13 protein-coding genes are annotated in these 13649 nt (G+C 41.4%); 3 read left to right on the top strand and 10 right to left on the bottom strand.

The genetic code is table 11. The features are described 5' to 3' along the window. Nucleotides 1-105 precede the first annotated feature (105 nt). The 4 genes from NI455_RS12870 to NI455_RS12855 form a co-directional block, all read right to left on the bottom strand. Nucleotides 106-1302: a PilT/PilU family type 4a pilus ATPase gene (locus NI455_RS12870; RefSeq protein ID WP_044108350.1), complete on the bottom strand. Its 1197-nt coding sequence runs from the start codon at nucleotides 1300-1302 to the stop codon at nucleotides 106-108. Nucleotides 1303-1547: 245 nt separating this feature from the next. Beyond that, nucleotides 1548-2597 (bottom strand): 3-deoxy-7-phosphoheptulonate synthase, encoded by a 1050-nt coding sequence (locus NI455_RS12865; RefSeq protein ID WP_253114517.1) that lies wholly within the window; start codon nucleotides 2595-2597, stop codon nucleotides 1548-1550. Nucleotides 2598-3118: 521 nt separating this feature from the next. Beyond that, nucleotides 3119-3649: a hypothetical protein gene (locus NI455_RS12860; RefSeq protein WP_004280428.1), complete on the bottom strand. Its 531-nt coding sequence runs from the start codon at nucleotides 3647-3649 to the stop codon at nucleotides 3119-3121. Between the two features lie 209 nt (nucleotides 3650-3858). Next, on the bottom strand, nucleotides 3859-4971 hold the full coding sequence (locus NI455_RS12855; RefSeq protein WP_253114514.1) for an S-(hydroxymethyl)glutathione dehydrogenase/class III alcohol dehydrogenase: 1113 nt from the start codon (nucleotides 4969-4971) through the stop codon (nucleotides 3859-3861). Nucleotides 4972-5091: 120 nt separating this feature from the next. Between NI455_RS12855 and NI455_RS12850 the strand changes: the two genes are divergently transcribed. From NI455_RS12850 to NI455_RS12840, 3 genes are all read left to right on the top strand, one after another. After that, nucleotides 5092-6648 (top strand): phospholipase D family protein, encoded by a 1557-nt coding sequence (locus NI455_RS12850; RefSeq protein WP_005106839.1) that lies wholly within the window; start codon nucleotides 5092-5094, stop codon nucleotides 6646-6648. Nucleotides 6649-6815: 167 nt separating this feature from the next. Further along, the gene (locus NI455_RS12845; RefSeq protein WP_004647076.1) at nucleotides 6816-7253 is read left to right on the top strand and encodes a hypothetical protein; all 438 of its coding nucleotides are present in this window, start codon (nucleotides 6816-6818) and stop codon (nucleotides 7251-7253) included. A 159-nt stretch (nucleotides 7254-7412) separates the two neighbouring features. After that, nucleotides 7413-7889, top strand: a complete 477-nt coding sequence (locus tag NI455_RS12840) for a pyridoxamine 5'-phosphate oxidase family protein (RefSeq protein ID WP_253114512.1) — start codon at nucleotides 7413-7415, stop codon at nucleotides 7887-7889. Nucleotides 7890-7987: 98 nt separating this feature from the next. Here NI455_RS12840 and NI455_RS12835 read toward each other — a convergent pair whose 3' ends face one another. The 6 genes from NI455_RS12835 to NI455_RS12810 all read right to left on the bottom strand — a co-directional run bounded on the left by NI455_RS12835 (nucleotide 7988) and on the right by NI455_RS12810 (nucleotide 13612). Beyond that, entirely contained in the window at nucleotides 7988-8572 is a 585-nt protein-coding gene (locus tag NI455_RS12835; RefSeq protein WP_004731170.1) for a uracil-DNA glycosylase family protein, read from the bottom strand. Between the two features lie 32 nt (nucleotides 8573-8604). Next, the gene (locus tag NI455_RS12830; protein ID WP_191112248.1) at nucleotides 8605-9315 is read right to left on the bottom strand and encodes an SGNH/GDSL hydrolase family protein; all 711 of its coding nucleotides are present in this window, start codon (nucleotides 9313-9315) and stop codon (nucleotides 8605-8607) included. Between the two features lie 216 nt (nucleotides 9316-9531). Beyond that, entirely contained in the window at nucleotides 9532-10590 is a 1059-nt protein-coding gene (locus NI455_RS12825) for a fatty acid desaturase (protein ID WP_005100136.1), read from the bottom strand. Between the two features lie 409 nt (nucleotides 10591-10999). Then, nucleotides 11000-11743 (bottom strand): SDR family oxidoreductase, encoded by a 744-nt coding sequence (locus NI455_RS12820; RefSeq protein ID WP_253114509.1) that lies wholly within the window; start codon nucleotides 11741-11743, stop codon nucleotides 11000-11002. Nucleotides 11744-11795: 52 nt separating this feature from the next. Further along, complete coding sequence (locus NI455_RS12815; protein ID WP_005266282.1) at nucleotides 11796-12494, bottom strand: histidine phosphatase family protein; 699 nt, start codon at nucleotides 12492-12494, stop codon at nucleotides 11796-11798. Then, nucleotides 12491-13612, bottom strand: a complete 1122-nt coding sequence (locus NI455_RS12810) for a phosphotransferase family protein (RefSeq protein ID WP_253114506.1) — start codon at nucleotides 13610-13612, stop codon at nucleotides 12491-12493. The genes NI455_RS12815 and NI455_RS12810 overlap by 4 nt, the downstream gene beginning before the upstream one ends. Between the last annotated feature and the right edge of the window lie 37 nt (nucleotides 13613-13649).

Raw genomic sequence — 13649 nt, 5'->3', positions numbered from 1 at the left:
TTATCAAAGTTCTGTTGCTTTAGCCTGTATATTTTTATGGCTACCTTTATAGGGTTAATTATGAACAGTAAATGTCAACAGACCCTAATAGAAAATTAGAATTTTTTATTCCGTTTCCGACTGATCTTCTGCATCTTTATCAGTTGTTTTCGGTTCTGTAATCATGGAAAATTGGGTGGCTTGCCCAGCCGGAGCATTGTCTTGACGATTACTTTTTAATTTGATCTGTAAACGTAATTCATTGGTTGAATCGGCATTACGTAATGCTTCTTCATAAGAAATTTCGCCCTGGTTATAGAGTTCAAATAAAGCCTGATCAAAGGTCTGCATTCCCAATTCCCGTGATTTTGCCATAATCGCTTTCAACTCATGAAACTCTCCTTTCAAAATCAAGTCTGAAATGAGCGGTGTATTTAACATGATTTCAATGGCTGCTCGACGTCCCTTGCCATCCTGAGTCCGAACCAAACGCTGTGAAATAATAGCCTTCATATTGGAGGACAAATCCATCAACAACTGATTGCGACGTTCTTCTGGGAAGAAGTTAATAATCCGGTCTAAAGTCTGGTTGGCATTATTGGAATGCAACGTACCTAAACAAAGATGCCCAGTTTCAGCAAAAGCAATCGCATGTTCCATAGTTTCTGTATCGCGGATTTCCCCGATCAAAATCACATCGGGTGCCTGACGTAAGGTATTTTTTAAAGCATTTTGCCAAGAATGGCTATCTACCCCGACTTCACGATGGGTAATCATGGATTTTTTATGCTTGTGTACATATTCCACCGGATCTTCTACCGTGATGATATGTCCAGCCGAGTTTTCATTCCGATAGTCAATCATCGCTGCCAGTGAAGTTGATTTACCCGAACCGGTTCCACCGACCACCAAGACTAGACCACGTTTTTCCATAATCACATGTTTCAGCGATTCAGGCAGTTTTAACTTCTGGAAATTTGGGATTTCCGCAGTGATGGTACGAATCACCATACCGATATTCAACTGTTGCTGGAATACATTGACCCGGAAACGTGAAATACCCGGAACAGTAATCGCAAAATTACACTCAAGTTCGGTTTCAAATTCATTGCGCTGTTTTTCATTCATTAGGCTATAAGCAAAGAGCTTGGTTTTCTCAGCGGTCAGGGTCTGCTGTCCAAATGGTTTCATCAAACCTTGATGTTTAATACTTGGTGGAAAATCTGCAGTAATAAATAAATCTGAACCGCCATATTCAACCACTTTGGTTAGCATATGGTGCATAAATTTTCGTGCTTCTTCTAAAAGCTCTAGCGCAAACATTGAGATCCCCAAGTGAACGGATTTGATATTTAAATATTTGAAAAATTTATATATTCAGAGAGATATACTGGTTTTTATTGTGTCTAGAGTTAGACAAGGACACAAACAGATTTTAATAATTTGATGAAAATTATCGTCACAATTATGTGACCTATTACAGGTTAATTATATTTATAAATAACTGCTTTCTGATATTCAAAAAAGCACTTTCCCCGCTGCTCAAGCAGAGAAAGTGGTTTTTAAATTTAGGCACTACGTTTCAGACAACTGATCGCTAAAGTATTAGCCACCTCCAGTAACAGTTGTCGTGTTTTTGTCCAGCCCAGACATCCATCAGTAACAGATTGACCATAAGTCATTTGCTCAGAAATTTTCTGGTTGCCATCTACCAAATGACTTTCTAGCATTACGCCACGAACATTGGTCTGTAAGCGTTCTGCTACGATCTGTTCCAGTACTTTAGGCTGTAGCATCGGATTTTTTGAGCTATTGCCATGACTACAGTCAATTACCAATGCCGGTAAGTCGATCTGATGTTTGGCCCGGATTTTCTCAATTTCTGACAATTGGTAATTTGGTCCGCTATTCGAGCCACGTAAAATCAAATGTGCTTTCGGATTACCTTGCGAGTGTAAAATACATGGTAAACCAGACTGGCTCATCCCCAAGAATTGATGCGGATGAGAGGCAGAGTGGATGGCATCTAGTGCAATCTGGATCGAACCATCAGTACCATTTTTGAAACCGATGCTGTACGGCATATGGCTGGAAATTTCGCGATGAATTTGTGATTCGCTGGTACGTGCGCCAATCGCTCCCCAGGCCAATAGATCATCGAAATAAGCAGTTGCCATTGGGCTAAGAATTTCCGAAGCGATTGGCAGGCCCATTTCAATAATTTTTAGGTATAAGTCACGGGATTTTTCCAAGCCCAATTGCATATTGGATGAACCATCCAGATTTGGATCGTAAAGGAAACCTTTCCAACCCACCGTAGTCCGTGGTTTTTCAATATAAGCACGCATCACCAGGAAAATCTGATCAGATAGCTGTGACTGAAGTTGTTTTAATTTTTCTGCATAGTCTAGCGCGGAAGCTTCATCATGAATGGAACATGGGCCTGTGACCACCATTAAACGATGATCCTTGCCTTCTAATATATTTTGAATAGTTTGACGGTGTTCAGCGACTTGGCTGGCTAATTGCGAAGACAGTGGCAATTGCTGCTTAAGCTGCTGAGGTAAAATTAAAATGCTTTCAGCATGATGTTGTTGTGATGTATTTGGGGTATTCATGACTTTAATCCTGGGACTGGCAATCAATCCAAACTTTTATTTGAGCGTTATGGGTCTAATCGAAGGTGTTGTAAGTGTCATTAGCTGACTAAAATAAGACCAATAAAAGTTGTTAAAGTATGAATAGTTAAAGTTTGTCATGGCTGTCTCCAAAATATTGTAAAAGATGAAAGGCATAAAAAAACCTGATCAGGGTTGCCGATCAGGTATAAACTAGTGGGCAACCTTTTCATTGCCCAAACGCATTCAGGCAATTAGCTAAACTGCCAGAAATAAAAATATGCGTTTGAAATGATAGGTTGCTTTAACATGTTATGTCTTTCATAAAATGTGATTCTTAAATTAAAATACGCGCTCTGTGATCATTTGACAAGCATTAAATATAAAAAAATATTTATTAAATTTTCTACTTTTATTTATTAATCCATCAAACCGTGAAATGTATCACTAAAAGTGGTAAAACCCACACACCTATCGCGGGTTTTACCAATGAAACTTCAGTTTAATCCAAAGATTAAAAATTAACGTGAAACACGATTCCAGGCATCACGTACTGCAAATTTAGCCTGTTCCCAGTTTAAACGTGATTCGCCTTTCATTTGTTCCCATTTCAGTCTCAAATCAGGTTCTACATCTTCAAAACGAGTATGGGCGTCATAACTGCCACGGTTTTCATAACCGACTCGATAGGCCGTATCATAATCACGGTCATAATCCAAATCGCTATAGGTGGTACGGGCATCTGAATAGTATGGCGTATTGATCGAATTATCACGCCAGTAAGCCTGTTCTTCTGTTGGATTTATAGCTTCGCCTACACCTTTACCTGCTAGACCACCAACAACAGCACCGACAACGCCACCGACAGCGACACCCACTGGACCGCCTGCAGCACCAATAGCTGCACCTGCAGCTGCACCACCTGCAGCACCTACACCTGTACCCACAGGATGTGCGCCAGGTTCACCCGTAATTGGATCAGCATTTAAATCATCGCGGACATCTTTAGGCGCATTCTTAATTACATCACGATCAAAATTATCATTCGACATAGAGCTTATCCTTATTCTTTAAAATGGTTTTAGCACGTATCTTCATACGTCCTATTTAATATAAGCATCTGGCATGTAATGACATTAGCAGGCGTGTTTTGTTTCAGTGACTCTCTGTGAGGCTTTCATGCACTAATGTATCCTGAATCAAGTGAAAGCCGCATAAAAAAGACCGGTTTAATACTGGTCTTTTTTAAAATTGAAAAAGCTTAGTCAAAATGAATGACCGTACGGATTGATTTACCTTCATGCATCAAGTCAAAAGCTTCATTGATCTGATCCAGTGGCATGGTATGTGTCACAAAAGGCTCAAGTTGAATTTCACCTTTCATGGATTGCTCTACCATTCCCGGCAATTGTGAACGACCTTTTACCCCACCAAATGCAGTACCCATCCATTTACGACCTGTGACTAACTGGAATGGACGGGTTGAAATTTCTTTACCTGCTCCGGCAACACCAATAATCACCGACTGACCCCAGCCACGATGCGCACATTCTAGTGCTGAACGCATCACATCTACATTGCCGATACATTCGAATGAATGGTCTACACCCCAACCAGTCATTTCGACGATCACTTGCTGGATCGGCTGATCATAGTCTTTTGGATTCAGGAAATCTGTCGCCCCAAACTGTTTCGCCAGTTCAAATTTATCCGGATTGGTATCAATCACAATGATGCGACCGGCTTTGGCCTGACGTGCGCCTTGCACTACAGCAAGACCGATACCCCCTAAACCAAATACTGCAACACTGTCACCTTCCTGAACTTTCGCCGTGTTATGCACCGCACCAATACCAGTAGTCACACCACAACCCAGCAGGCAAACATGCTCATGGTTGGCTTCAGGATTAATTTTCGCCAGAGAAACTTCAGCTACCACAGTATATTCAGAAAAAGTTGAACAACCCATATAGTGATAGATCGGCTCGCCATTATAAGAGAAACGGGTCGTTCCATCTGGCATTACGCCTTTACCTTGGGTCGCACGCACAGCAACACACAGGTTGGTCTTACCTGATTTACAGAACAAGCATTCGCCACACTCAGCAGTATAAAGCGGAATCACGTGATCGCCCGGTTTCAGGCTGGTGACCCCTTCACCTACTTCAACGACCACACCCGCACCTTCATGACCCAAAATTGCAGGAAATACACCTTCAGGATCTTCACTAGACAAGGTAAATGCATCGGTATGACACACGCCTGTATGGCTAATTTTTACCAGTACTTCACCTGCTTTTGGTGGAGCAACATCCACTTCTACAATTTCTAATGGCTGGCCTGGACCAAACGCAACTGCTGCACGTGATTTCATGTAAAACTGTCTTTTTTTGCTGATTTACAGATGACTAACAGTAACCTCTTTCTATTCGCAGATTCAACTATTAACATCACCAGATAAGGAATAAAAGATCCTATAATTAATGGAACATCAATGACTAAACCTTCGCCCTTTGTATGTTTGAGCATTTTTACTTTTAGCATCATGCTTTCTGGCTGTGAACTGGCTCCCAACACTGCTGAAGAAGCGAAAATTACGCCGGTTCGACCTGCGCACTGGATCGACAATCAACTTTCAAAACAGCAAATTAATAGCGGTAAAACGGCTTTCTTGCCGCTCTATGATGGCTTTATGAGTATGGCAGCACGTCTGCACCTGATTAACAAAGCTAAATATCATCTGGATCTACAATATTACATTTGGAAGGATGATTATATTGGCAATATGATCTTGTCCCAATTACTTAAAGCCGCCGATCGCGGTGTCAAAGTACGGGTTCAGATTGACGATCAAAATGGTACCCAGCTTGATGACAAGCTTCTTGCTCTAAGCCAACATCCAAATTTTGAAGTTCGGATTTTTAATCCCTATAAATTTCGTCATTTACGTGCGCTGGATTATGGCTTCCGGATGAAAAAGGTCAATCATCGCATGCACAATAAATTGATCATTGCGGATGGCACTGCAGCCGTGACCGGCGGCCGCAATATCAGTAGTGAATATTTTGATGCCAGTGAAGATTTTCAGTTCACCGATGTGGATATATTCTTCGCAGGGCAAAGCGTAACAGATGCCAATCAGACCTTTATTAACTTCTGGAATGATGATCTGAGTTATGACGTTCGACAGATCTTGAATGATGCCGGCCATCCTGAAATGCTTAAAAGGCTCAGAACTGAATTTGAACGAGAAGATGTTGACGAAACTGAACTCAAACGCCGGGTGGGCATTGCCGAGAAACAAGTCGAACAACACTTAAAAAAACAACCCATTCACTGGGCGCCGGCTTATTTTGTTGCGGATAGTCCCGCAAAAGCACGCCCCCATGCCAAAAATGGCGATTATATTTATACCCATATGCTCGAACTGATGGGTGAGCCAAAAAAACATCTGGAACTGGTGTCCTCGTACTTTATTCCCACGCAAAAAGGGGCCGACTATTTAACCCGCCGTGCGCAACAAGGTGTGAAAATCAGAATCCTGACCAACTCTTTTCAGGCCAATGATGTGGCTGCGGTGCATGCCTATTATCAGCAATATCGTCAGCAATTATTGAAAAGTGGCATCGAACTCTGGGAATTTAAACCCTACATTGTCCGTCCGGAACGGACCTGGTATGAAATTATGACTGGAGACATCATCCCGGCTAAAAACAAAAATAGCTCCAGTTTGCATGCCAAATTTTTTGATCTGGATGGCATGGTGTTTGTCGGTTCATTTAATTTTGATCCGCGTTCAGCCTATCTGAATACCGAAGTCGGTCTGGTCATTGAATCGGAAGATTTTCAGAAGGAAATCACCAGTGCGATGGATCAGTACTTACCACGCGTGGCTTATCAACTTAAACTGAACGAAAAAAATGAAATGATTTGGCTGGAACATCAAAAAGATGGCCGTAGTATTCAGCATTTACATGATCCGGAAACTACAAAATTCCAGCGTTTTATGATGAATCTGGTGACGAAATTTCCCGGTGAATGGTTAATGTAATGACATTGGAGTGACCTTAAAATTACATGCTATGAAAAGCCCGTATTTCGAGAATAGCCGATTAACCTAACTTAGTCCGATCATCTTTTAAAAGGTTTTACAGTCGATTGCGCTTACTTTAGAATTACACTTTTCTCGTATTTTGCGATTGTTCGCCCTCCACTCCCATGCAATTTTTTGATTTAAGCCGTCAGTTTAAGTTCAGTGATATTCTGACGCCTGTAAAAACTCTCCATGATTTATCCCAGCAAGAATGGTATTTGGCCAAAATTCGGGTGGAACATGACTGTCTGTCCGACTCCGATACGGTCGAGGGACAGGTAGTTTTGAAATCCAGTGAAAATATTCAACTTGAACTGGAATGGCTGATTCAGGATAGCGGTTATGAATTACAGGTTTTATTTAAAGGTGTAGAAACCGAAGCCACTGATGAGACCGGTATTATGTTGAAAGGTGCACAACTGGTCGATGAATTGCAGCAAGTACTCTCTGCCCAAGCATTGAGCTTATGGATTGATGGCACTCTTTTGCCGATGTTGCCCGAGATCCGTCAGGAAATTAAAGCACGTTTAAACTTATGGGATTATGTCGAATACGATGGCTAATCGCCGAGTTTTGCATTTTTTAAAGAGCCTATGGGGCTCTTTTTTATAATCTGAATAACGATTTAGATTGATCAAACTGCCGTGGCTTCAGTTTTTTCAGGCAATGCCGAGCTGGGTAACTTGTTATAAAATTTATAAAAATAATAAGAGAATCAAGGCATGATTTCTGATAATGAATGGCAACAGATTCGCCAGGTGGTCGCTGATGCACAACGGGCCGCCATGCATTGCTCTATTGCAACAGTCAACTCCAAAGGCTTTCCTAGTATTATTCCGATCGGAACCGTATTCCTCAACAAAAAGACCAGTACGGGTTTCTTTTTTGATACTTATTCCACTACTTTTTCTGAGAATTTGCAGCATCAGCCGATGGCCTGCATACAGGCTGTGAACAGTAGCAAAATGTTTTGGTTTCATGCGTTGCTTAAAGGTAAATTTAAGCGTTATCCAGGAGTACGCTTATATGCAGAAATTGAGCCTTTACGTCCGGCCTCACCTGAGGAAATACAGCAGGTGGATTCGCGTATTCGAGCTTTAAAATGGACCAAAGGTAGCCAGTTAATCTGGTCAAGCTTTCATCATGTCCGGGAGATTAAGATCAATAGCTATCGCTGGGTCGAATATCCAAATATGTGAATAAATACAACCAAAAACTTACAAATAGTAAGTTCATTTCTTATCTGCAGCCCAGAAACTTCTTTAACTATTTTTTCATCTGATTATTGGATTAAATATTAAACCAGACCCACATGTTCAAACATCGTCCGGTAACTTTCGGCTTTTTTCTCCAGAGAAACCGGATAGGCTCGAGAAGATGAAGGCATGCGATATAAATACAGATCACGTCCGACAAAATGGGCTTGGCTAGGTTGACCAATACTCGGCTTTAAAGTCCCTTCAGGCATGGACAGCATCATGGTGTCTGTGGCCTTGTCGCCTGTGGTCATAATATGATTGCACTGCGGCATTTGGCTGAGCAGTTGCTCAATATTGGTAGGTACTACAATTTCCAAAAATTTGTCTGAAGCATTGCCCTTTAAACGCCGGATCTGATAGCCACTATCAAAAATCGCAATCCCCGTTTCAGTTAAAAAATCCCGGATTAAGTTTTCCTGAAATTTTCTATTGGGTAAGTCCAAAAAGTAATCTTTATTTTCAAAAAAAATCAGTCCAAAAATCCGCCACATATCATTCTGGTAGTTTGGATAATAAAAGTTCATTTTCCAGCGTGTGGCAGGTGGCGGGAAGCTGCCCAACATCAGCAATTTTGCATTGGGTGGTAAAAATGGCGGTAGCGGATGTGTTTCAATATCAGACATAGAATTAGCTAAATTGAGAGATTTCAACTATTTTAGAAGGTCTTCCGAATCTTGCCAGCTACTTCTTGTCCCCAAAGTGTATAAACTTCCTTACTCGGATGAAAACCATCTGCAGCCATTTGTAAATTCATGGCACGGTATTTTTCAATATCGTATTCAATCCATTGCATATTCACTTGCTGATTCACAAATTTTTCCAGTTGCTGGTTCATCTGTTTAGCATACTGGCCAAAGAGCCAAGCCAAAGGATTCGGTAGCGCCGGAAACATATTCATTGGCGGAACTCCGGCAGCAATGATCAGTTTCGGGCTAAATTTTTGCTGGATTTTGCTATAAAGCTGTTCCTGTTTCTGAATCCAGACCCGGGCAGGCATCAGTTTTGTCACATCATTGACGCCAACCGACGTGACGATTACATCATAGTGCTGGACTTCAATCTGGTCCAAAGCATGAATTACTTTTGAGCTGGTATCACCGGTTTTGGCCTGTAATTTCCAGTCAATTTCAAAGTCATTTTTCAGTTCATGTAGAATTGCACCCAGTAATGCATCATCCTGATGTTCTACTCCTACCCCTGCCGCCGCGGAATCTCCTAAAATGAGCAGAGAAAGTTTTTTGCCTATTCCGGTTCGACCTTGACGTTTTCCCTGTGGTTCAGGCAACTTCAAGGTATTTTTCTTGACGCGATTACCCTGAATGACGAGTGCAGGAATCAAGGCAATGGTGGCGGCTTTCAGCAACATAGTGGGCTAATTTATATAAAGATATACTTGATTTTACCTGAGTTTATTCTTTTGAACTATTTCCTCAGCAATCATTTTAGATGAATGTTCACCTAAATTTGACTGAGATAGGATTCTTGCAAAATATAGGCTTATACATCTTGCCCTTGGGTAAATCACAAAGGATAAATATAAAAAAATCCCGCTTAAAAACGGGATTTTTATGACAATCAAAGCTTAGATTTTATAGTCATTCCAGCGATTCATACGCTTAAAGGTTCCCACATCATTAAAACGCACGCCCACTTCTTTCATTACTTTATGCGCCGTTTTAGACGTCAGTTGACGGATATAAAATGGCTCCTTGACTACAAAGTGATGAATCGCATGGGTCGAACCAAAATTACAGCAGAATAACTGGAACGGGACCATCCACCATGGATTGAGCACTTGGGTTTGTTTGATCACATCACGTGGATCAATATCGCCATAGTAATGCATATTTGAACTGACAAACTGCAAGCTAAAAGAACGGATAAAGTTCGGAATCACCCAGATGACTGCCAGCAGATTCACGATCGGCATCGTGTTGACAATACCTTGTGACCAGAGCATCTCATAACCAAATAGCGGTGCAATCGCATTTAAACCATGAAAAACCACAAACAGATAGCACAATCCATAGTAAATAATGCTGAGAGGTAAAAAGCCGAATAACTGAGAAATCATGGCAATTTTACGTTCTTTTTCAGGCTGTTTTTCCAGAAAAAGATGAATCATCTTAAACATCTGAAATGGACGCAGATACACTGACATCAACTGGTCACTAATGACCAGAATTCGGCGAATGCCCCAAGGCATACCATTACTGATGCCACGTTCTTCCAGGTCATGTTCAGTGCCTGAATATTTATGATGATGCAAATGTAAACGACGACGTGCCCACGGACTGATGGTGTTTGGACGTGCCAACCAGACCAGTGCTAACATCAAATGATGTGCCCAAGGTGTTTTTTTGAAATACATATAATGAATCAGGTCATGTTCCAATTCATGGGTCAATGACGCAAAAATCGCAATCAAGGGAATGGTAAACCATGCTGAGAGATAACCTGTTCCATATGCTACCGCGCATGCAATCATGCCTGCCCAGGCAAAGCCTAAAATACTCGCGCCTATAAAGTTCTGATGTTTGAGTATGGGATAACGAGCACGCACCTCTTCCCCGGCCTGGGTAACGATACTTCTGACCTTGGAGATTCGCTGCTGGTCAGTCATATCCGCAGATGTAGACATATGGACAACCTTTAATTTCTGAACGGTTGTACATTAAAGGAAATTCTAAAAAAGAGAAGTTATCTTTCCACTTTTAGAGTGAGTATGTCTAAGTTTTGGACAGTTTGGAAAAGTTCTTAAAATTGGCGAAAATTAGGAAAAGTAAAAGATGGTCTTTCTCATGAAACGAAAATTTAAAAGTAATTGATTTAATTGAAAATTCATCAATAAAATAAAAATATAATTTTTGATAATTTAAAACTTTATTTTAATAATCAATATATTAGGATTTATAAAATTTCGCTTTTTTGTAAATTCAAGCTATACATTTTTTAGAAAAAAATACTGATTCAGAAATTTTTCTCAGTTTGTCATAAAAAATAAAAAGAGAAGCGCTCTAGCTTCTCTTTTTATAGATCTAAGAGCGCTTTTAACCTAACTTGTTCACCAGTTTAAGTGGTAATACTTTCATGGCTAGACCGAGTGGCAACCAAGGCCATTTCGGCACATAAGCCTTAACTGGTGCTTTTTCAATTTCTGCTGCCAATAAACGCGAACCAGTTTTTTCATCTACTTCAAAAGGTAGCTTTTTTGCCCCTTCATTAATTTCAGTACGAATATATCCTGGGAAAATGGTGGTCACTTTTATTGGCGTATTGATCAATTCAGCTCGAATGCCTTCCGCTAAATGAGCCACGCCGGCCTTACTTGCACCATAAGCCGTTAAATGTTTTGGCATACCGCGCATTGCACTCATAGATGAAATCATCACCAGATGGCCAGAGTTTTGTGCACGGAAGATTTCAACTGCAGCTTCACATTGTGCTAATGCCGAAATAAAGTTGGTTTCAACCGTGGCTTTATTGATAGCAAAATTACCTTTACCAATCCGGCGGCCCTCACCGACACCAGCATTCACAATAACTCGGTCAATCGTGCCAAAGTCTTCTTTAAACGCGCGGAAAACCTCAAAAACCTGATCGTAATCGGTCACATCTAAAGTTTTGGCAATGACTTTGATGCCATATTGGCTTTCCAGTTCCTGTTTTAAGGTTTCCAGACGCTCCAGACGACGCGCACAAATGGCCAGATTATAGCCTTTTTTTGCAAATTCACGTGCCATACCGGCGCCAATCCCTGAACTTGCACCGGTAATTAAAATTGTTTTAACCATATGTTTACCCTATTCCTTTATTTTTCTAGCGCATTACGTTTTCAATCTCATTTTAAATCCAGGTCAATAAGTCTGGATGCTGTGCTTTAATAAAATGATGTTCATTTAAACTGAGTAGTTGCGGTTCATTACCCACCAGACGCAGTGTCGTGATACTGGTATTGGTAATCGCCCAGTTTAGGGCAAAGGTTTTCTCCGGGCTCAGCCCTAAAATCTTACCCACTGCAACAGAAATCACACCACCTGAGGTATAGACCACTGCATAGCGCGGACGGCTTTTGGCCAGCTTGTCACACAAATTTTCTAAGCCGCTTTCCACACGTGCTTTGAAACTTGGCCAAGATTCATCATATTCATGGTGATAATCATCGCCAGTCCAGCGTGCAATTGCACCGCTAAAAATCTTGCTCAGATAATCCCGTGGATTTTCATGTTCTGACACATCCTGTTTCAGCAATTCAGGCTGATTAAAGCGCGGCTCATAACGCGCAAATACCTGCTGATGATTAAACTCATTCCAGGCACTATCGGTCAGAATCTCGCTTTCCGGAAAACATTCGTCCAGTGATAATTGCGCTGTCTGTTGATGGCGTTGCATGGAACCTGCCACCACATAAGGCGCTTCTTTCAGGATTTCGTCAAAATAGCGACCCAAAAGCTTTGCCTGTAACTCGCCGTTGGGCGAAAGTTGATCGTAACTTTCTGCGCCAAAAGAGGCCTGGCCATGCCGGATCAAGTAAATGGTAGTCATTTTGGCATTATCTCTTTAAATTTAAGCACATACTTTTGTGCAATCTCATTGGCTTCCAGTTTTTGCTTGCCAATCAGTTTTAAGGCACGAATATGCAAGGCATGAATCACCACCCAAAAATCCTTGAACGCTGGATTATTAGTCTGTTTATGGTAATAACGATAATAGATCTGCTGGGCAATCACCGCGAGACGGAAAATTCCGAACACCTCATAAAACGCCCAGTTTTCCGGTTGCAGGCCGGTTTTTCCCAAGTAGTAATCCACCACTTCTTTACGGGTAAACATACCTTTTAGATTGGTCGGCTGGCGGCGTGTCGCCTTAAAGATGGCATTGTCAGTATCTTCCACCCAATAGGCTAAAGCAGAACCTAGGTCCATGAGCGGATCGCCGAGTGTCGCCATTTCCCAGTCCAGTACGCCAATCACTTCAGTCGGATTTTCCGGATTTAAGATGACATTATCAAAACGCCAGTCATTATGAATCACACAGGTTTTAGAATCTGAAGGAATATTATCTTTAAGCCAGTTGCGCACATATTTAAACGATGGAACATTTAAAGTTTTAGCCTTTTCATAACGTACATCCCAGCCTTCGACCTGACGGCGACAATAGCCTTCACCCTTACCGAGATTTTCAAGTTCAGTTCCTTGATAAGGCACCTGATGCAATTCGATCAGTTTATCAATCACATTGATACATAAAGTCCGGATATCGGATTCAGTAAGCTGCAGCTCAGCTGGCATTTTGGCGCGAGGAATAATTCCTTCAAGCCGTTTCATCACATAGAAATCACAACCAATCACTGATTCATCCTGACAAAGCGCGACCATTTCAGGCACGACGGGATAATGTTCAGCCAAGGCTTTCTGCACATGATATTCACGTGCCATATCATGGGCTGATTTGGCTTTGGTACCTTGTGGCGGACGACGTAAAATTAAATCGGCATTGGCATACTGTAAACGGTAGGTCCAGTTTGAAGCTCCGCCTGAATATTGGGTCACCTGCACAGGGCCTTCAACATTCACATTTTGCTGAATTAACCAATTGGTGATGGCTTGTACATCCAGTTGTTCACCTGCACGAACTGCTCCACCTACATCAATAACCGCCATAATTTTTCCTTAAAATTTTTTAATACGTTGCAATCTT

The organism is Acinetobacter lwoffii (assembly GCF_024129435.1).
Taxonomy (GTDB): Bacteria; Pseudomonadota; Gammaproteobacteria; order Pseudomonadales; family Moraxellaceae; genus Acinetobacter; species Acinetobacter lwoffii_F.
The sequence above is the reverse complement of the archived record's forward strand: the minus strand, read 5'-3'. Positions and strand labels throughout refer to the sequence as shown.